Below are 19,868 nucleotides of genomic sequence, written 5' to 3'. Positions count from 1 at the left end.
ATAGAAGATAGGAAAAGTGGGAAAACCTCGATCATTCAGGTTTTCCCACTTTATTTTTATCATTTTAATGAAACGGCTGAAAGTTAGTTTACTACCACATCCATAAACATATCAATATCATCCGTTGTATTCGTAATGCTTCCTACACCAAAGTTTTCTACCAAGAAGTTTGTAACATTTGGTGAAAGGAATGCTGGTAATGTAGGACCAACATGAATATTCTTCACACCTAGATATAGAAGTGATAGGAATACAATAACTGCCTTTTGCTCATACCATGCGATATTATAGGACAACGGAAGGTCATTAATACTTTCCAAGCCAAGGGCATCCTTTAGTTTTAATGCGGTCATGACAAGTGAATAAGAATCATTACATTGACCAGCATCTAGTACCCTTGGAATACCATTGATATCACCCAAATCAAGCTTATTGTATCTATATTTCGCACAACCAGCTGTTAAGATGATGGTATCGTTAGAAAGCTCTTCAGCAAACTCTTTATAATACGTTCTACTTTTATGGCGTCCATCACAGCCTGCCATAACAAAGAATCGTTTAATATCTCCATTCTTCACTGCATCGACTACTTGATCAGCCACTTGAGCGACTTGATTATGTGCAAATCCTCCAATAATTTCCCCCGTCTCAATTTCAATTGGAGGTTCACATTGTTTCGCATGCTCAATCATCACTGAGAAGTCTTTTGTTCCATCTTCTTTCTCCGCGATATAAGTAACACCTTCTACTCCTGTTGCACCAGTGGTATACATTCTATCTTTGTAGGAAGCTTTTGGTGGTACAATACAGTTGGTTGTCATTAGAATCGGACCATTAAAGCTTTCAAATTCACGTGTTTGCTCCCACCAAGCATTTCCGTAGTTACCTACAAAGTGATCATATTTTTTAAATGCTGGATAGTAATTGGCGACGAGCATTTCACTATGTGTATACACATCCACACCCGTGCCCTCGGTTTGCTTTAATAATTGTTCAATATCTTTCAGGTCATGTCCGCTTATTAAAATTCCTGGGTTTTTACCAACACCGATGTTTACTTTTGTTACCTCTGGATGTCCATAAGTGGAAGTATTTGCCGTATCTAATAATTCCATCCCATGTACCCCATACTTTCCAACTTCCATAGAAAGGGCAATCAATTCGTCCAATGTTAATGTATCATCTGTGATCTGCGACAATGTCTTTTGCATAAAAGCATATAGAGAGTCCTCTTTATAGCCTAAATGTGCGGCATGCTGAAGATATGCAGCCAATCCTTTTAGACCATATGTAATTAGTTCTCTTAACGAGCGAATATCTTCATCCCTTGTGGCAAGAATGCTTACCTCTTGTGAAGCGGCTTTGTTTTCAAATTCAAGACTAGTCTCACCATACCAGGTAACAAAATCGCTTCTATTAGCTAATTGTGAGCCAGCCTTTTCAATCGAGGACTTGATCTCTTCACGAATGTTCAGACCCTCTCTAACCTTGTTATAAAAGTCATTCTTATCCCAGTTAGCATTTGTAATCGTCATAAAAAGACTATTTACAATAAACTCATCTACTTTACTATTCTTCAATCCTAGTACTCTAGCTTCTGTATGAACAATCCCTAGACCCTTAACTACATAAACCAATAAATCTTGCATATTCGCTAAATCATCTTTTTTCCCACAAATACCCGCAATCGTACAACCTGTTCCATTTGCTGTTTCTTGACATTGATAACAAAACATACTCATTTTTCTTCCCCCTACATTCTAACCATTAGGTGATCTTACATATTTATTCAATAATGATTTCACTTTAACAACGATCAGAAAAAGTAGGTGTGATATAACTCACTTTTAAGACATATTTCACTTGATTGTCAAATTTGAAGGGAGAAAATCAATGATTACTTGATTTTTCTAAGTTTATATAAAAAAAAGAAAAAACTAGGGGGTGATTCCCTAGTTTTCATCCTTACACTATTTTACTATTTGGCTGGGCGTCTCCATCAGCAGCCACCATTATTTCACAAGTCCATGAGGGTCAATGACATATTTTCTTGAAGCTCCTTTATCAAACTCTGCATAGCCCCTTGGCGCTTCATCTAAGGATATGACCGTTGCATTAACCGCTTTTGCAATCTGTGCTTTTCCACTTAAGATCGCTTGCATTAAGTCGCGGTGGTATTGCATGACTGGTGTTTGACCTGTAACAAATGTATGTGCTTTCGCCCACCCTAATCCTAAACGAACTCTCAATGTACCAATTCTTGCATCCTCATCCACTCCACCTGGATCTCCTGTTACATATAGACCTGGAATCCCAAGTCGTCCCCCAGCACGAGTGACCTGCATAATGGAATTTAACACAGTTGCCGGCGCTTCGGTCGCATTTGCACCATGTGCAGATGCTTCAAAGCCTACGCAATCTACTGCACAGTCAACCTCAGGACTGCCTAGAATTTGATCAATTTGCTCTCCCAAATCAGGGTGATTACGTAGATTGACGGTTTCACAACCAAAGCTTCTTGCTTGGGCAAGTCTTTCTTCATTTAAGTCCCCTACAATAACGGCAGCAGCCCCTAATAGTTGTGCCGAATGGGCAGCTGCTAGCCCAACAGGACCTGCTCCCGCAATATAAACAGTAGCTCCTGGCTTAACACCTGCGCTCACTGCCCCATGATAACCTGTTGGAAAAATATCAGATAGCATCGTTAAATCTCTAATTTTTTCCATCGCTTGATCTTTATCTGGAAATTTCAATAATTGGAAATCTGCATAAGGCACCATTACATATTCAGACTGACCTCCTACCCAGCCTCCCATATCTACATAACCATACGCAGAACCAGGACGATCAGGATTTACATTTTCACATATATGTGTGTTGCGCTCTTTACAGCTTCTGCATCGTCCACACGCAATATTAAACGGGACAGACACAAGATCCCCTATTTTGATAAATTCCACATCACGACCAACTTCAATGACTTCTCCCGTTATTTCATGTCCAAGCACAAGTCCTTCGGGAGCAGTCGTTCTCCCTCTCACCATATGTTGGTCACTTCCACAAATATTCGTTGTTACTACCTTCAAGATAACACCGTGATCACATTTACGTCCTACGTTTAAAGGATTTACCCCAGGTCCGTCTCTTAAAACTAAATCTGGATAACCAATATCCATTACCTCTACTCTACCAGGACCCATGTAAGCTACTGCTCTATTTCCTTTCATGTGAAAATCCTCCCTTTTTGCTATGAAGTTTTATTTACAACCATATCATTGCAATTTTTATGCCAACTCTAAAAAGTGATTGGGTAAGCGTTTCCATGTACCCTCTGGTAAAGGTGTGTTCAATAAATGAGCAAAGGGTGTCCTATTTTAAGACAAACTACTTTTAACCTTTTCCTGAATATTGAAATAATAGTATAATATGGACAAGATTAAATGGCCTTAATGTGAAAAGGAGGTAATAATCGTCATATGGTTACGGAAGTTCTTTTCGATAAGTACAATCTCATTAGTCAATCTTGGAAGCGTTGTCATGATTTCGGCCTCTCACCAACCGATCCTTTAGAGGACTCTATTTTGACTGGTAAGGCTTTGAGTGATCTAATTAAAGAAAATGAACAGTTAATACACCATGCCTCTTCAGCTATTAACACACTCTTTCCCAACTACTATTCTGGTCTAGTGATCACCATTGTTGATCGAAAAGGAACCATCATACATAGAGTAGGGCAATTGGATGTAACAAGTTCTGTTGATGTTCTATCCATAGGTTCAAATTGGTCAGAAGAAAACAAAGGAACCAATGCCATGGGGCTTGCTATCTTTACGAAAGAACCCATTATCACTCATGCGGATCACCACTTCTATGTAAAAAATCAATTTCTAACCTGTGCGGCAAGCCCTATTTATTCACCAACGGGTGAACTAATTGGTGCCGTTAATATCAGTGCAAGAAAGGAATTGTATCATCCATTTATTTTCTCCTTAACCAACATCATGGCGACTTTTATTCAAAATGGCTTGCTTTTAGACATTGCGAAGAATGAAAAGGTTTTGACCATTAAAGAGCTTGAAGCGACTGCTAACTTTGCAAATGTTCCCCTTCTTTCACTAGATGATGACAAAAGGATCATCCGTGCCAATCAGTCAGCACGTAAATTACTAGGTGATGACTGTTTGGGAAAAGAATTTCACAATACAAAGGGATATCCGACAAAAGTGGTTTCTGATCCAACACGAAAACAATTTCGATCCATATTAGCTTTAAATCAAACAACAAATAAGAAATTAACTCCACAACCTCTATATACCATTAAGGATATTGTCGGTTCATGCGCAAAGATGAATGAGATAAGAAGAATTGTACAAAAAGCAGCATTAACTGATTTTCCAATGATCATATACGGGGAAAGCGGGACAGGAAAAGAGTTAGTTTCACAGTCCATACATACCTCTGGACCAAGAGGAGATCAGCCTTTTATTGCGGTTAATTGCAGCGCGATACCGGAGAACCTCATTGAAAGCGAATTGTTTGGTTACGAAAAGGGAGCATTTACCGGTGCCAATCGTGAAGGAGGGATAGGGAAATTGGAGGCAGCGAATGGCGGGACCCTCTTTCTTGATGAAATTGGGGACATGTCCCTCAAGGCACAAGCGGTTTTGCTAAGAGTCTTACAGGAAAAATCAGTCACTCGTGTAGGTGGAATTAAACCCATTGCGATCAATACCAGAGTCATTGCAGCCACACATAAAAACCTTAGAAGAGAAATAGAAGCCGGACGTTTTCGAGAAGACTTGTATTATCGACTGAAAGGTGTCGTTATGACACTCCCCCCTCTCCGGGAGCGCTCAGACCTGATAGAATTATCCAATCACTTATTGAAGAATTTAGATTACCCTTCTTTACCCCTTTCAAGTGAGGCAAAAAAGAAGCTACTCTCGTATCATTGGCCTGGAAATGTGAGAGAGCTGAACAGTGTTCTCATGCAGGCCTCGTTTCTAGCTGATGCTAATGAGATTAAGGCGAAGGACTTGGATTTTGAAATCGAATACGAACAGGATAAACTATCTCTACAGGAAGAAAAGGATCCCCTTACCTCACTTGTTCATTCAGAGAAAGAGGTGATTCGAAGAACGTTAGATTATGTAAGCTGGAATATTAGTAAGGCCGCTACGATCCTAAAAATAAGCCGGAATACACTTTATCTTAAAATTAAAAAATATCATATACAGCAATAAAGATAAAAGACCATCTACGCTTTAAACGTTTGATGGTCTTTTGGTCCCTCTATTTTTCTGTATTTCTAAAAGCATGTATTTGCGTTTTTAAAGATGCGTAAAGACCGACTGCTGCATTACCGTAGAAAAAACCCATAAATATATTCCAGCCCAAAGGTCACGTGAGACTGCCTTGTACAATAATATTGAATTTAGCTTACACATCCGAGCTATTGATGATAGCTAATATTTGATGATCGGTCCATTTTCCATTAATCTTTAGATTTTCTTTAGCTATCCCTTCTTTTGTAAACCCTACTTTTTCTAATACACGAATAGAAGCTAGATTATCAGGCATAGCTCCAGCTTCAATTCTATGTAGTTTTAAACCTCTAAAAGCAAAGTCTACAACAAGTTGAAGAGCTTCTGTTGTATAGCCCTTTCCATTATACTCCTTATCTAAAGTAAATCCCGTATAACAGCTTTGGACGTCTCCCCTAGTAATTTGAGTTAATGAAATGTCTCCGATAAGTTGGTCAGTTGCTTTTATAAAGATTCCAAAAGCATATAATTGCCCTTCATCTGTCATTTTTAATGCCCGTTCAATGCGTATTTTCTGATGTTCTTCTGTATAAAAGACTTCTGGAAGTAATGGGCAAACTCGCTGGAAAAATTCGCGATTTCTAGTATGTAAGTTAGCTAACTCGCTGGCGTCCGAAGTTTTGTAAAATCGAAGGTAAATTTGATGCCCTACTAACTCCATAAAACCCCTCCAATATGATTATTTCAAAATCTGGCCTAAGCCTATCAAGAAATATAACAAATAATCGTAGCAAGGATCATTAGCCCTGTTTGCTTATGAGCTGAACTTACAAGACAATCTTTTAAAACCTTCTGTAAAAACCATACTTCCAACAATCCCAACTAGAATACTAGAAGTTATAAATATCAACGCATAATATATCCCTTTACCAGTCATACAATCAAGTATGATAAACTTTTTAATTGTAGATCCTCGAATTGAATAAAAAACTACAGTTTGATTTTTCATGCCCGATCACACCCAATTTTTTTATATACATATGAGTGATCTGGATTGTCTTATTCCCCAATTTTCCCCAAGGTAGTCCATAGGCTGATAGAAATTATTTCAATTCTAAAACTTACAGAATTTAGATATATAAGAGAATAAATAAAAAACTAGGGAGTAATCCCCCTAGTGTCCATCCCATATTAACCAATCTTTCCATCAATATCAGATGTATCAACCTTATCTCCGAACCATTCTCTTAATTTCTCTTTTGCTTTACTCTTAATATCTTCATCAATATACATAGCCACTTGGAACAAAGCAACTCCAAGAGCGCCTAAATCATCTGTATATCCTACTCCTACCGCTACATCTGGAATTAAGTCAAACGGTAGAATAAAGTATCCTAAAGCTCCAATGATGATGGTCTTTGCCTTTACCGGCACCTCTGGTTTTTGAAGAGTAAAGTATAATAGTAAAACTGCATACACAACGGAAGAACCTGCTTTTTTTGCAAACTTTTTTAATTTTCCCCAAAACTTTTCATCCGAAAAGTGTTTTCCAGAGTCTTTGAATTCTTGTTTGTTATTCATCGTTTTTCCCCTTTTCACTTATAAATCATTATATTTCTTACTTGATCCAAATGCCTTATCAACCGGGTACTTAGTCTAATTTTTCGGATGTTTTCTTTAATGGCCTGCTCTAAATTTATTTCTAGCTCATTTGATAGAAGTAATGCGTAGATCAAAATCGGAACAAGGTTTACCAAGGAAAGAGTCTATTGAAGTATGAGTAAATGGCATGGATATGATTTCTAATCTATTTATTGGAAATTACCCTTTATAAAACCTTTTAATTATTTATATAAATATTTTACCATATAACATGAATATCATTTACAATTCTATTCTTTTACAAACTTAAATGAATATAGGAAGGTTAAGGTGATTCGTATGATAAACAAAATGGTGTTCTCCTTCAAAATCACATCAAAATGCTTACTAAAAGTCATATAAATTAATTAGACGAATATATAGAAATATCCCTATTATGACTTCATATAGAAAAAATACAACAGTGATTGTATATCCCTATTTTTATACAAAAAAAGTATAGATTAACATGAGATGGCAAGTTCTAACCAAAGCAAAAAAGAATACTAAAGGAGGTAATGCTGGTGAGAGCAGCTATTTATTCAACCTATGGTCCCCCTGAGGTACTAGAGTTAAAAGATGTCGAAGAGCCTTCCATTATGGATGATGATAGAGTGTTGATTCGTGTACACAGTGCGTCGGTGAATGCTTTAGACTATTTGTACCGAAAGGGCTATTTACCTACAAGGTTAGATAATGGACTAAAAAAACCTAAAAATTCCATACTGGGTATAGATGTTGCGGGTACGGTTGAGGCAGTCGGTAAAAACGTACATAGATTTAAGGTAGGTGACCATGTTTTTGGAAGTTGTTTCGGGTCACATTCTGAATATGTCTCTTCGCGTGAGACTTTCCTAAGTCATAAACCTAAAAACGTCACTTTTGAAGAAGCAGCAGCTATACCATGTGCTGGTCAAACCGCACTACAAGCATTACGTGATGTAGCACAGGTAAAAAAAGGACAAAAAGTCTTAATATATGGTGCGTCAGGTGGTGTTGGGCACTTTGCTGTTCAACTTGCACGTTCCTTTGGGGCTGAGGTGACTGCTGTTTGTAGTACCTCTAATCTCGGTTGGGTACAAGAACTGGGGGCGCATCACGTTCTTGATTATACGAAGGAAAATTTCGCGGATAATGGAAAAAAGTACGATGTTATTCTGGATGCAGTTGGGAAGCGGACATTTTTCAGTTGTTTACGCTCTTTAACCGAAAATGGTGTTTATATTACTGAACACCTATTTTACCCTAAATACCACCCGGTTCAATTAATGATAAGTTCATTCATTGGTGGGAAGAAAGCAAAAATTCATTTTGCGAAACCAAATAATAGAGATCTAGATTTCTTATGCAGTCTTGTGGAGGAAGAAAAACTAAAACCTGTTATTGAGAAGTGCTATCCTTTGGAACAGATTGTAGAGGCTCACCAGCACATTGAAAGTGGTCGTACAAAGGGGAAGATTGTTCTTAAAATAAAGGAATAACTATATAAATGGTACGTTTATCTATAGAAGGTAAACTATTAAACAAATGGTGTAGTTTCATTAGTTTGTGAAAAGTTTAAATTACTTTGGAATTTGCCGACAACTCTCTGTCGGTTTTTTAGTGTCAGGAATAGCATATAAAACCGCACACTGAGTAGTAACTGCATAATTATTTTTAAGCGATTGCTAATCGGTGTGCGGTCAACGGAAATTGTTAGATTAAATATACCAGTTCACAAAGTTACACCGATATTAAAATATATACATTGAAACTATACTTACTCACATATCATTTTATATCTTATAGAGCACCTCCCAGCAAGGTATTCAATACACACGAAGCATTGAACTCCTTGTTATTCTCTTCCGCTAAACTCTAAAATATTTAAACCCTCGGATGCCTCTGGTGCTTCAAAAAATTTAGTAACATGAATAAACACCGATTCCGTGTCAAAAGCTGCTCTTTCGGGTTGTTCGCTACGCCTTTGTGCAATTTGACGTAAGCATTGCTCGTTATTTAGATTAAGGAAAATTAGTTGATGGCTTGCATTGACCTCTGTCGCCATATCCAAAAACCACTTTCGCAGATTTTGAGTGTTAGCCGGAAAATCCATCACTACATCTGTACCGACACTTAATATGTTTTGGACATGCTTTTTCACCAACGGCTTGAGCTGAGCTGAGAATTTTAGATAGTCCTCAAATGATGCAATTTGATTGGGATAAAGAGATGAAAGCCATGCATCTTCTGACAACAGTACCGCATGTTTTTCTATCGCCAATTGTTTTGATTTAGTTGATTTTCCAGCTCCCATTTTTCCACAGAAAAAGTATAGTGTCCCAAATTGTTTCATATTTTTAACCCCCGCACTTCAATAGGTACAAGCATCATTCATTCATTCTACAAGAATAATAGCTAAATCTCATCTTTCTCGAACACAGACATTAAACTCAGGCAATCAATTGGGTAATTGTTGTTACTTACAGATTTAGATATACAAGGGAATAAATAAAAAAATAGGGAGTAATCCCCCTAGCTACTCTCTCGGAAAATCCTTGTAAATCTGACAAGATCCACAAGAAATTCGTATTTTAGGAAGTTCATTTATTGATTAATTACGTGTTCCTTCATATTATTCTCAATTTCAAGTTCCTAACTTTTATTTTGATGTTCATAACAATATATCTTCCCATAAAACTTTTTGTTTGATAAGCAAAATTCTCTCACTTTATCCGATACAGGCTTATTACAAACCATACATTTATCTTGCTTGTTGTCTTTTATAGCAGAATTTTTTTCTGGCACAGCTTCCTCTTTTAACGATTGAACGTGTTTCTCTCTGATCACTTGGTCCTCAATATTTGCTTTTACAATTGCATTATAAATAATGCTAATATCCTCCACACTTAATAGTGGCTCTTTGTGGTGTATCTTAAGCACTGATACCTTCCTGTGTATGTAATCAGACAATTCCACATCATATACAAGTAATTCATTCGAAGCAATCTTCCTAAAATCTAACTCATCTATTTTAAACGTACATCGTTTCGTAAAGGAGACCATCGAAATAAATAAATCATGGTACTTCTTATCAAGAATATCTCTTATTGCTTGGATGTGACCATAGTTTTGAATGAATGGATTCATCATCTTGAATTTTCCATTAACAGACCATGTTTTTCTTGTTTTCCCACCATATATAGTGCCTTGATAGTTTTTTGTTTCTATTACAAAGATCCCATAGGGAGTTATAGCAATATGATCAATCTGAGAATAGCCAGACTTAGCTTTTAGATTTTCAACCAGTACGTCACTTAAGTATTTGTACTCCTTAGGAAGTTGGTCTAACTGAATATTAATTTTATATTCACCCAGTACCCCCTTGCGATTTGCGATTTTTTCATTATTTTTCTTTATAGGTGGAGTTTGAGTTTCTTTTGTTATTATGTCTTCACCTTTATTCTTTTTAAATAAATTAAGTATTAGTTTCATACGTTTCTCCCTATATCTGCTATTGATATCTGTTTATCAACAGATTGTACGGATTTATCCTTTTTGTTCGATTGCTTTTTTCACTATATAAAAAAATCATAACTTTTTGGATAGACTTCTCTTCTTACTTTTTGCTAGTTGCTTCCTCTTTTGTTCTCTAAAATCATCTCTTATAATTGCATACTTTACTAGTCTCCCAATGAAATTACGAACATCTTCTTGTTCCCAATCAAATTGTTTTGAGTTATCCAGATATCCGAGATCTATTTTTCTAGGATTGATTACTAAACCAGGAGCCTTTTCTTCAACGTAATCTAGTATCTCGGAATACTTTACCATTCCACTCTTTCCTAAAGTAAGTCTTCCATTATGGAACACTTCAACATTATTTCCTTTGACCTCTACAAAATTTTGTATAAACAATTGTAGTGAATTATGACTATATTTATCATTGTCTATTGCTACAATTAGATATCCTCCTAATATAGCAAGACTAATGATTTGGTTACTTCCTTTTTTATCCTCTACAATAAATGAGCGATAATCTCCAGTCCAATCATATCCTGAAGCATTACCAAACTTGGTGAACCTTACACCAAGATCATTAACATACTTGATACCATAAAGTTCCTTATAGGGAATTTTTACAGAATCATCCCAGAATAATTCATTGAGGTTAATAATAAAAGAATACAATTTCTCATCAGTAATTCCCAAAAAACGATTCTGATAGAATTCTAGAACATCTTTCTTATTAAAATCTTCAATTTTTCTTCTTTTATAGACATAGGGTTCTTGCTTTGTATATCTATAGTTCATCTTTGTTACCAAACTAACATAATCAGGTAATTCCTCTAAAGGTAGGTATTGATCCTGTTTTTCATTCCATGATTCCACAAAAAGTTCGACACCATTTGTCACTGCAATCGTATCTGCATAGATAACATCTTCATAATCATAAACCTGGTTAAAAACATCATCAATTAATGGTGTAATTTCGGATTTACACTCCACAATCAAAATTGGAACGAGGGAATCATTTTGATCGGTAGTATAAACTATAATGTCTGCTCTACCGCTTGCTTTATGGTCAAAGTAAGACATAGGCACTTCTATTCCTATCAATTCTTTAGGTACGTTTTTTTCATGAATTAAATATTGGACAAACTTTTGCCTTACCAACTCTTCTGGTGTTTGTAGAATAAGCTTTTTTCTAATAGGATCATAAATATATTTCTTTCTATTTCTTTTATAGACTCTTACAGATTTGTATAAATCAAGATTAATCATATGACACTCCCTTTTTTTCTACTTCCATCCTAACTTTAACATAAATGTAACAGGGCTCCATGTAAACAAAAAGAGAGTTCACAAATTGGGAAATCCCTTTCCATTAAATAATTGTTCAGTTGAATCAACAAAGTAAAAATTTTAATACTATGAGCGAATTTTTCAATCTCAACTCACTCTTCATCTCTCTGCTTTTCGAAAGCTTGTTGAATCAAATACATTATATCTTCAATTTCAGAAGGGTTGGATAACCCAACCTCTACATCACCATTTCCCCATCTACCAAGGTTTGTTATATCTTTACAGATTCCTTTTGGATCATGAATCTCATTAAAAGGCATGTTAAGGCTTAATCGAAGTCTTTGCTTCTGTGGCACAATATCTACAAAATTCGTTATCGTTTTATACGCGATGTAGAGTTTTTTAAACTCTCGTCTAACTGAGCTATCAAGGTTACAAATCCTTTTGCTAAGTTCTTGAAAAAGATTAAGCATCTCTCCATTCAACTCAGGATAGTCATTAATCGTATATGTATCTTTTTCGCTTACTACAGGTTTCTTTTTGTATTGTAATAAAGCATCTTCTGATATATCTGGGTAACTCCAAACTAATACGGCTTGTTCAGCAAGCTTTTCCCCACGTGATATGATTTCATGTTCATTCCATATTTCAATTTTACCCAACCCTCTATTAAGTCGTAGAGGACTGTCAGCAAAACCACCATTCATATCCCTTTTCTCTTTAAATGGCTTATCACTTAATTCGGAGTTATACCTTGTAAGCGTCAGATTACCTAACGTATGTAAAAACGTTTTTTGTATTTCTTCCCAGTTTTCACCAAGATCAGTTTTCCATTTTATAGATAAGTTCTCATTCTGAGGCATAATATGTTCTATCGTATAGGCTTCAATATCGACGATTTCTTTGCGATCAAAATTCTCTAACTTCCTCAATAAGTAATTTCGATTCCTAAAATTATATAAATCCTTAACTTTAAGCTCTCTTACAAATTCCTCATTACTCGGAAACCTTCTATAAGAATCTTTAAGTGCAAAAATTGCTTTTACACTTTCTAAGTATTTAGATTTATTTATTTCCTTACTAAATGTTGCAAAAGTTTTATTGAGGGAGTTCGTCGGTACTCCACAGATTGCTCTTCTAAACACATATGCTTCGACGAATTTTAGAATAGAAATAAATTCATCTTTTGTTATTTTTTGCTTGTTGAAGTCATCATAAACCTCAAGCAAAAATGGGTATGATACGTCAACTTTTAAGGAATTAATGTCTTTCAGGACATCATTTATCTCCTTATCTTTTTCAGTCAGAAAGGCTAGATTCACAAAATATTTTGAATACTGGTAAATATCTTGAACTGCTTGTTCAATGCTCAAATTCTCTTTTTGCGATACGTAATCTTTAAAATCTGAGTAAACTGACTTAATGTTTGGTATCCGCCCTGTTTTTACGGTTAAATAATCACGCATAAATCTATCGAACATAGAAGAGTCACTTTGGTTTCCAAAACCCTTCTCCATTGGATGCCAGTAAGATTTATAAAGAGTCTCCTGTTCTTTTGTATCAAGTTTCATTAATACATAATTACGAATAAGATCCGCCTGTGATAAGTCCAAGCCAGTGGAGTTCAAACTTTCAAATATTAATTGTGGATTGTCATGATCGCGATCAAGTGATATGTCAACTACAATTAGCTTTGAAATACCTCTATAAATGGAATTTAGCTCTATTCCACTTTTGTTTAATTGATTTAAAAAGAAAGTGAAGTTTTCAAATACTCTTTGTGAATATGGTTCAGGTCTTTCTTTTTCATTGATGAGTGAAAGTAGAGTATTTTTATCGGTCTGAGTTAATATTAGCTTGTGAAATAGTTCATCTTCCTCTTCATTATTGACTAAATAGTAATTCATGATTTTTTTACTTGTAATTTCCACTGCTTCAGTACTTTCTTTTATCGCTCTTCCCAAAGCAAGAAGTAAAAGAGTAAGTGTTGTCATACGTTGTTGCCCGTCTATAACAAGTAATTGAGGAACTGCAGAAATCTGATATAAGCCCTTTTCTATATAAACGATAGATCCTACAAAATGACCTTTAACTGTTTCATCCTCTGAGGCACGAACAATGTCATTCCAAAGTTGCCTACACTGTTCTATAGTCCAACTATATCTTCTTTGGTAAATCGGTATAATAAATTGTTTTGTACCTTGAAGAAATTTCAAAAAATTTGTTTCAGAAGCTTTCATTTTTATCATCACCCTCTAGAATATTGTTCTCACAGCAGCAAAAGTAACACCCTGTGAGAAAAATGCTAATAACCAATTGGTTGTGAACCGACAAATAGCACATCATTTACATCAGACCTATTTAAAAACTACTTATATTGACATTATACCAAAATTTAGTAACAGTATATGTACTAATAAGAACCCACAAATTCCCGAAAGCAAAAAGAAATAGGCAAAATAATAAAGTGTTTATTATTAATAAGGCTTGACTTAACCAATATAATGAACGAGATATTGGTTAATTCTTTAATAACTACATCTCCAAATAAAAAAATAGAAAAGGCTAAATCTTTTTAGCCTCCAATTGAAAAGATATTTTTACTTGTTTAATAACAATAAAGATACAAAATTACTTTTTATTTTTTCCTCATAAATTTGCCATGTATACAGAATGAGTATTGGGTTTAGATACTAAAGACCAATTTAATTTTGAATTGTAACCAATATTCCATCTTCAAAATACAAATAATTCCCATTTCCATATACCCATTGTTCCCTGCTCCCATAGGATGATGTTGTGGTATTTATTGATTGTGGATTTCCCCATGAAGAACTTAATACCTGTTCCCTGGTCATACCAATACTTACACCAAAATTTTCTGATGGTTGTTTCTTGTTGTTAATTTCGGTCCTTAACCGATCAATAAACGGTTGAACTTCAGGTAGCGGATTAGTTATCGCGTTTAAGAAGTTTTCCGGTAATGATTCGTTACCCTGAATGTAAACGATACTGTTATTATTATAGAAATTGTTATACGCAAGACTTAAGTTAAAAAAGTTTCCCCCCAGATTAGACAAATCAGTAGCTGTTTCGTTTGATATAAGTTCGTAGTTCCCTTCATTCATATATTTTATATACTTTTCCAACTTAGAAGGGGAAGCTTTTGCAATTTCTTTTTTTTCTTGTTCTTGTTTCTTAACTTCTTTTTCTATTTGCTCTAATTTACCATTAAGTTCACCTAAATGAACTTTAGTATCGTCATCTAACGATGAATAATATTTAGTAGCCAAAATATTCTTTTCCTTTTCAAGCAAAAATTCAAAAGAGAAGATAACCATCTCTACTATCTCTTCTTGTAAATTCTTTTCCTTTACTGGGGATGAAATGTATTCATCTATATATGTTGCATAACGCTCTTGGTCAAATAACTTCTTTAATCGAATATAGTCCAATAGGATCTCATAGTATTCATTTTCATTAGTATCTTTAGTACGAGCTTCATTTGTTAATGTTTGAGCTTTTGTGTATTGACCTTTTCCAAGTAAAAGTTTCACTTCTTCAGTTACGTTTGTTTTAGTGTCTTCCGCATTAGTTGTTTCTTTAGAAGAACAGGACGTTAGTAAAAAAGAACAAATTAAACATAAAAAAAATAAATATCTCATATAAGCCCCCCCTTTTTCTACAATGTTACCAAATAAAATACCTTTATAGATGAACAATGATTCGACAATTGATGCTAATCTTCCATAAGGCAAACATTGTTAAACACCCAATTTGCTAATCTCTTAAAATGTTGATATTTCTCCTACCTGCTACCCTTTTAATCAACCTGTATGAACTCTATTACAAAAAAAGATCCAAGATTTTCTAACATAACCTTGGATCATAATATCTAAGTTCAATTATAACTTCTAATAAGTAGAAAATAGTTGTGGGTAAGGATTCAATGTTAGTTGAATATCTTACTCCTTATATTTACACTTACAAGAATCTGGAATTAAGAGCCAATCTATATTTAAAATACAATCTGTTTTACACGATAAAAAAAACAATACAAAATTTCATTTGCACTATCAGCTATACCTTCAGTCGTTGGCATTTTTACCGTAAACAAATTTGATTTTTAGGTGTCCTACAAGAATAGCAGTACCGAATATGGGTGGAATCCAAAAAATATATTTTTTTAAAGTAAACACCCATTAAATCCCCTGAGCGTCACAAAATCAACCTTGCTCCAAAAATTGAATTTTCTTCTTATAGCTAGATTTTCATTTTCCCTAAATAACTCAAGATACTTATAGGGAGGATTCATAACAAAAGCCACTCGTGCAAATCCTTCTTTTAGTAGCGTTCCTTGAATAGATTCCCCATCAACAAACACATAAGCTAACAACCGTCCGTAGTAATCTTTTGTATTCCCATGTTCAAATTCTAAGGTAAGATTGCCGCTCTTTACTAACTCTCTATTCCGTAAATAGGCTTCCTCAGCATACATTTGAACACACTTGTTTGGATGTTTCGACTCCGGTGTATCAATCAATAAATAGCGAACCGTTTCGGTCTTACCGTTTAATCGAACTTTTATCGTATCACCGTCAATCGTTTCTATTATTGTAACGGGTACCTGTTTCTGTAATTTATTGACCCGATTTTCAGTCATCTGAAAGCTAACCTCTTGTATTACTTCTTCTCTCGGAGACGAATAGAAGGTGAGAAAGGAAGCAGCTGCGATCAAAGCAACTCCTCCCATTCCTTTTCTCATAATCATCACCCTTCAACGCATCCTTTTATAACTACCCGCAACAGCCGGAAAACTCTTATATTCCTTCCTCATATCCCGAAACGAAATCACATCATTCCCTCTAGCAAGCTCGAAATCTAGTGAATATTCATGACAGTTCAATGGGTGTTCATGGAAGGTTTTCATAAAGAACTGGATGGCCTCTTCCCGGTTATGAGCAAAGATAAAGATAAACTCCTGCTGGTTCATTTTCAGAGAGTAGATGCCCACCTTACGAAAACCTAACACATTCTTTTCAATCATTTCCCTTACTTTCTGATGATCGGCTTGTTGTAAGTCTATTTTGGACATATCGTCGTCTAATGTCAGTTTCTTTTCTGCTAGTAAATGGTGGATATAGTGGGCCAATGCGGATTCTTCATACATTATACAATCTCGGTAAACCTCTTTCACAACCATGTTAAAACACCTCGGCATTTGATATTTTTATCCGTTCAATGGGCTCTATTTGGTCTATCAAGAAATAACTGATTCCTTTGGTTCCTCAATCTCTCCTGTATGCTCGTTGTAATCTATTTTAATACTTCCCACTGGACCGTTTCGATTTTTTGAGATTATGATTTCAAGGGAACGATCCTCGGTTTCTTTGTCGTAGTAGGTTTCTCGATACAAGAACAAAATCACATCCGCATCCTGCTCCACACTCCCCGATTCCCGAATATCAGACATCATCGGCTTCTTATTGGCTCTTGATTCGACCGATCGATTGAGCTGGGCCAAACAAATCACTGGGCAATCGAAATCCTTCGCCATCGTTTTTAGGGATTTGGATATTTCCGTTACTTGTTGATGGGCATTGCCTCCATAAAATTGACTTGACTGGATTAATGTTAAGTAATCAATAAAGAGGATGGGTTTCTTGTAGGGAAATTGGTTGATCAATTTTCGTGTTTTTGCTCTCATTTCACTAATGGTTTGTCCAGATCCATCAAATATTTGGATATTGGTTTCATTGAGTTCACCTATCACATCAAACCATTTATTCTTTTGACTTTCACTTAGGCTATGTTTCGGATCTTTCATTTTTCTACGGTTAAAGCCTCCTGTGCTAGCAACTAATCGAGAAGTGATTAACTTTTCAGGCATTTCCAGAGAGAAGACGAGTGGCAGAAACCCCGCCCAGCCTGACATTTTGGCAAAATGAAGCATCACGTCCGTTTTTCCCATCGATGGCCTAGCCGCAAGAATGGTGACCTCCCCACCTTGAAAGCCTCCCGTGACTTCGTCGAGCTTTTTAATACCGGTTGTTGCCGTTTGTAACCCTATTGGATCTTCCCAAGGAGACTCACAAATGGATGATAAGGCTTGGTTTATAGACGTGTGATCATCCATCTTCGCTTGGTTGATTTTATCTAATTCACTTATGACTTTAGCAACCTCCCAATCATTCATGGTTGCGATCGTTAAGATGTTTCTCTTTTCCCTTTCTTTCCAGGAATCCAGAATGAGCTTTTCCAATCCGTCAAATTTCTCCACATCTGCATGAGATAACAGCTCCGAGAGGTAGGACATCCCACCAAATGATTCTAAGTCTGGTAAGGTCGTTAAGGTGATCAAGTCAATATTCTTGCCAGCTTGATTGAACTCTATCATTCTCCTCATGAGTTCTTTGTGACGTGAGAGTTCGAGTTGTTCCGGTTGAACCACGGTATCCTTGAGTAAGTACTCTGCCTTCATCAAGCTGCCTAAAAATGCTTTTTCAGGAATACTCATCACTTTTCACCAGCCGTAAGATCAAGCACAAATCCACTTGGAATATCTCTTCCCGCAGGTAGTGTTCCAGATGCTTGCTTTTGCTTTGCTACGGGCTTTTGGTCCTCAACATACGAATCTATTTCTTCTACGGTTAGTAAAGATTCATTTTCCCAGTTTTTCAGAATACCTACCACATAATTTAGCTTGCGCTTATTATTGGCACAGGCAATCGTCATGGCTTTTAGGATAATCTCTTTCGGCTGTAAAAAACGAGAATCATCTAACCAAGCTAACAGCTGCTCTTTTCCGTTTACGTTTGTAAAACCAAATCCGTTGGAGTCCCAAAACTCTATAATTTCTTTCACATCTCCTGACTTTTGAGTGACATGTGGCGACTCTATCTGACTATTTTTCTCTATCTCAGGAGTAAAAGCTTTTTGTTGTAGTTGTTTTTCTTTTTCTTTTTTAGTTTTTTTATTTTGCTCACGAAGCGTATCACGACACGTAAACGTATCGGCAGCTTCTTCACAAACCAGCTCTACATATGTATCCGTTTCATTTACAACACTTACTGCATCTATAGAATCTCTGTCAGCTTGATTATAAAAGAATTCATAGAGGCTATAGATGTCTGGCTTAGTAATGGTTTCTGATCCATATCGGATGAGCGAAAGGTCCTGAACCACTTTTAATTCGCTGTATATACAATCCATCACTGGTTTCCCACCTTTTTGTAGGTTATGCTTCCACCAGTCTCTAATGGCAAGTTCTCTAGTTTCAGGATTGTAACGAATCAACTGATAATCCTCAGAGAATCGTTCCACTAATGAATGAATATTTTCGAGGGAATAGCACATATCATAGGCCATCTGCTTTTTCATAATTTTATAGATTCCAATTTGTGTGGTGTTTGGATTGGTCAGTAGGTAAAGGTAAAAGTATTTTTCCTCCCCATTTAATTCCTCTTTAATAACTGGGTTCTTCCAAAAATCAGTACGAACGATTCGGTATCTTGCCATTTAACTTCATCCCTTTCATCTATAAAAAGTGCTTTCATAGATGATATATAAAGTAATGATGAAAAAGGTTAGGTGTTTTTAGAAAAGTTTTGTCTATTTTATGACAATGCAATCTCTAGGTACATAATAGTCCTGCAAAGTTACAAAAAAACGTTTTAATTCCCTATTTCTTATTCAAAAACAAAAAAAGTGCCCAGTTCTGGACACCAAATTTATAATACTTAGCCATTACGATGGTTTTAAAAATCAGAAGAAACATCCATAACTCTCTATCATTTCAGGTTATTTAGAGATAACAACACTAACTAATTATCCAACTATCTCCTACCTTTTGAATTGTCTTTCCTTTAAAATCACGTTTTAGCCTTCGTAAAGTTCGTTTTTCATTTTTTTCCTTGTTCAACTTCATAGTGTTAATAATATTTTTTACATCTACCTCTGTACTTTCAACTTCTAAATCCCTAGTCTGTTTAGATACAAAAATGTTTTGTTAATACTATGTTTCATGACTAACCTCCTTTGTCTTTTTTAATTAAGTTAGCTATTTTAAGGATGTATCCTTGTGAAAATTATGTGAAATTTTTTATTCATTTTAAAAATCTAAGCAGTTGTTACTATTAACGTAAATTGGTACACATTTTTTTTATTTATTTTTTTTAA

The 19,868-nt window shown here is 35.5% G+C and carries 15 protein-coding genes; 2 read left to right on the top strand and 13 right to left on the bottom strand.

Going from position 1 to position 19,868, the window contains the following annotated elements; translation table 11 throughout:
• Window positions 1-83: 83 nt before the first annotated feature.
• Window positions 84-1,736 carry a hydroxylamine reductase gene (hcp, locus tag ACVBAX_RS15415; protein WP_447117845.1) on the bottom strand — a complete coding sequence of 551 codons (1,653 nt, stop codon included), beginning with the start codon at window positions 1,734-1,736 and terminating at the stop codon, window positions 84-86.
• A gap of 276 nt (window positions 1,737-2,012) precedes the next feature.
• A complete protein-coding gene (gene fdhA, locus ACVBAX_RS15410) occupies window positions 2,013-3,227 on the bottom strand; it encodes a formaldehyde dehydrogenase, glutathione-independent (protein WP_447117793.1) in 1,215 nt (404 codons plus the stop codon).
• A gap of 249 nt (window positions 3,228-3,476) precedes the next feature.
• Between fdhA and ACVBAX_RS15405 the strand changes: the two genes are divergently transcribed.
• Window positions 3,477-5,243 carry a sigma-54-dependent Fis family transcriptional regulator gene (locus tag ACVBAX_RS15405; protein WP_447117792.1) on the top strand — a complete coding sequence of 589 codons (1,767 nt, stop codon included), beginning with the start codon at window positions 3,477-3,479 and terminating at the stop codon, window positions 5,241-5,243.
• A 196-nt stretch (window positions 5,244-5,439) separates the two neighbouring features.
• Here ACVBAX_RS15405 and ACVBAX_RS15400 read toward each other — a convergent pair whose 3' ends face one another.
• Together ACVBAX_RS15400 and ACVBAX_RS15395 are read right to left on the bottom strand one after the other, a co-directional pair.
• Window positions 5,440-5,985, bottom strand: coding sequence for a GNAT family N-acetyltransferase (locus tag ACVBAX_RS15400; RefSeq protein ID WP_447117791.1), 546 nt, complete (start codon window positions 5,983-5,985; stop codon window positions 5,440-5,442).
• A gap of 470 nt (window positions 5,986-6,455) precedes the next feature.
• Window positions 6,456-6,845, bottom strand: coding sequence for a YkvA family protein (locus ACVBAX_RS15395; RefSeq protein ID WP_447117790.1), 390 nt, complete (start codon window positions 6,843-6,845; stop codon window positions 6,456-6,458).
• A gap of 584 nt (window positions 6,846-7,429) precedes the next feature.
• On the opposite strand from ACVBAX_RS15395, the gene ACVBAX_RS15390 reads away from it, so the two are divergent.
• Entirely contained in the window at window positions 7,430-8,386 is a 957-nt protein-coding gene (locus ACVBAX_RS15390; protein ID WP_447117789.1) for an NAD(P)-dependent alcohol dehydrogenase, read from the top strand.
• A 356-nt stretch (window positions 8,387-8,742) separates the two neighbouring features.
• Here ACVBAX_RS15390 and ACVBAX_RS15385 read toward each other — a convergent pair whose 3' ends face one another.
• The 9 genes from ACVBAX_RS15385 to ACVBAX_RS15345 all read right to left on the bottom strand — a co-directional run bounded on the left by ACVBAX_RS15385 (window position 8,743) and on the right by ACVBAX_RS15345 (window position 19,208).
• Window positions 8,743-9,240 carry an AAA family ATPase gene (locus ACVBAX_RS15385; protein WP_447117788.1) on the bottom strand — a complete coding sequence of 166 codons (498 nt, stop codon included), beginning with the start codon at window positions 9,238-9,240 and terminating at the stop codon, window positions 8,743-8,745.
• 299 nt (window positions 9,241-9,539) lie between these two features.
• Window positions 9,540-10,379, bottom strand: coding sequence for a nuclease-related domain-containing protein (locus tag ACVBAX_RS15380; protein WP_447117787.1), 840 nt, complete (start codon window positions 10,377-10,379; stop codon window positions 9,540-9,542).
• 96 nt (window positions 10,380-10,475) lie between these two features.
• Complete coding sequence (locus ACVBAX_RS15375; RefSeq protein ID WP_447117786.1) at window positions 10,476-11,669, bottom strand: type I restriction enzyme HsdR N-terminal domain-containing protein; 1,194 nt, start codon at window positions 11,667-11,669, stop codon at window positions 10,476-10,478.
• A gap of 173 nt (window positions 11,670-11,842) precedes the next feature.
• Window positions 11,843-13,930, bottom strand: coding sequence for a GmrSD restriction endonuclease domain-containing protein (locus ACVBAX_RS15370; RefSeq protein ID WP_447117785.1), 2,088 nt, complete (start codon window positions 13,928-13,930; stop codon window positions 11,843-11,845).
• Between the two features lie 465 nt (window positions 13,931-14,395).
• Window positions 14,396-15,355 (bottom strand): hypothetical protein, encoded by a 960-nt coding sequence (locus ACVBAX_RS15365; RefSeq protein WP_447117784.1) that lies wholly within the window; start codon window positions 15,353-15,355, stop codon window positions 14,396-14,398.
• Between the two features lie 521 nt (window positions 15,356-15,876).
• Entirely contained in the window at window positions 15,877-16,455 is a 579-nt protein-coding gene (locus ACVBAX_RS15360) for a thermonuclease family protein (RefSeq protein WP_447117783.1), read from the bottom strand.
• A gap of 12 nt (window positions 16,456-16,467) precedes the next feature.
• Complete coding sequence (locus ACVBAX_RS15355; protein WP_447117782.1) at window positions 16,468-16,893, bottom strand: hypothetical protein; 426 nt, start codon at window positions 16,891-16,893, stop codon at window positions 16,468-16,470.
• A gap of 57 nt (window positions 16,894-16,950) precedes the next feature.
• On the bottom strand, window positions 16,951-18,207 hold the full coding sequence (locus tag ACVBAX_RS15350) for a replicative DNA helicase (RefSeq protein ID WP_447117781.1): 1,257 nt from the start codon (window positions 18,205-18,207) through the stop codon (window positions 16,951-16,953).
• The gene (locus ACVBAX_RS15345) at window positions 18,207-19,208 is read right to left on the bottom strand and encodes a DnaD domain protein (protein ID WP_447117780.1); all 1,002 of its coding nucleotides are present in this window, start codon (window positions 19,206-19,208) and stop codon (window positions 18,207-18,209) included. The genes ACVBAX_RS15350 and ACVBAX_RS15345 overlap by 1 nt, the downstream gene beginning before the upstream one ends.
• Window positions 19,209-19,868 lie beyond the last annotated feature (660 nt).

Source organism: Robertmurraya sp. GLU-23, assembly GCF_052983275.1.
This window is presented reverse-complemented; position numbering and strand designations above follow the sequence as displayed.

What these genes read in the sequence shown, in the direction of transcription:
- ACVBAX_RS15395 (WP_447117790.1), bottom strand. Translation starts at nt 6,845, where the DNA reads ATGAATAACAAACAAGAATTCAAAGACTCTGGAAAACACTTTTCGGAT.
- ACVBAX_RS15355 (WP_447117782.1), bottom strand. Translation starts at nt 16,893, where the DNA reads ATGGTTGTGAAAGAGGTTTACCGAGATTGTATAATGTATGAAGAATCC.
- ACVBAX_RS15345 (WP_447117780.1), bottom strand. Translation starts at nt 19,208, where the DNA reads ATGGCAAGATACCGAATCGTTCGTACTGATTTTTGGAAGAACCCAGTT.
- ACVBAX_RS15375 (WP_447117786.1), bottom strand. Translation starts at nt 11,669, where the DNA reads ATGATTAATCTTGATTTATACAAATCTGTAAGAGTCTATAAAAGAAAT.
- ACVBAX_RS15380 (WP_447117787.1), bottom strand. Translation starts at nt 10,379, where the DNA reads ATGAAACTAATACTTAATTTATTTAAAAAGAATAAAGGTGAAGACATA.
- ACVBAX_RS15365 (WP_447117784.1), bottom strand. Translation starts at nt 15,355, where the DNA reads ATGAGATATTTATTTTTTTTATGTTTAATTTGTTCTTTTTTACTAACG.
- ACVBAX_RS15400 (WP_447117791.1), bottom strand. Translation starts at nt 5,985, where the DNA reads ATGGAGTTAGTAGGGCATCAAATTTACCTTCGATTTTACAAAACTTCG.
- ACVBAX_RS15405 (WP_447117792.1), top strand. Translation starts at nt 3,477, where the DNA reads ATGGTTACGGAAGTTCTTTTCGATAAGTACAATCTCATTAGTCAATCT.
- ACVBAX_RS15360 (WP_447117783.1), bottom strand. Translation starts at nt 16,455, where the DNA reads ATGAGAAAAGGAATGGGAGGAGTTGCTTTGATCGCAGCTGCTTCCTTT.
- hcp (WP_447117845.1), bottom strand. Translation starts at nt 1,736, where the DNA reads ATGTTTTGTTATCAATGTCAAGAAACAGCAAATGGAACAGGTTGTACG.
- ACVBAX_RS15350 (WP_447117781.1), bottom strand. Translation starts at nt 18,207, where the DNA reads ATGAGTATTCCTGAAAAAGCATTTTTAGGCAGCTTGATGAAGGCAGAG.
- ACVBAX_RS15385 (WP_447117788.1), bottom strand. Translation starts at nt 9,240, where the DNA reads ATGAAACAATTTGGGACACTATACTTTTTCTGTGGAAAAATGGGAGCT.
- ACVBAX_RS15370 (WP_447117785.1), bottom strand. Translation starts at nt 13,930, where the DNA reads ATGAAAGCTTCTGAAACAAATTTTTTGAAATTTCTTCAAGGTACAAAA.
- fdhA (WP_447117793.1), bottom strand. Translation starts at nt 3,227, where the DNA reads ATGAAAGGAAATAGAGCAGTAGCTTACATGGGTCCTGGTAGAGTAGAG.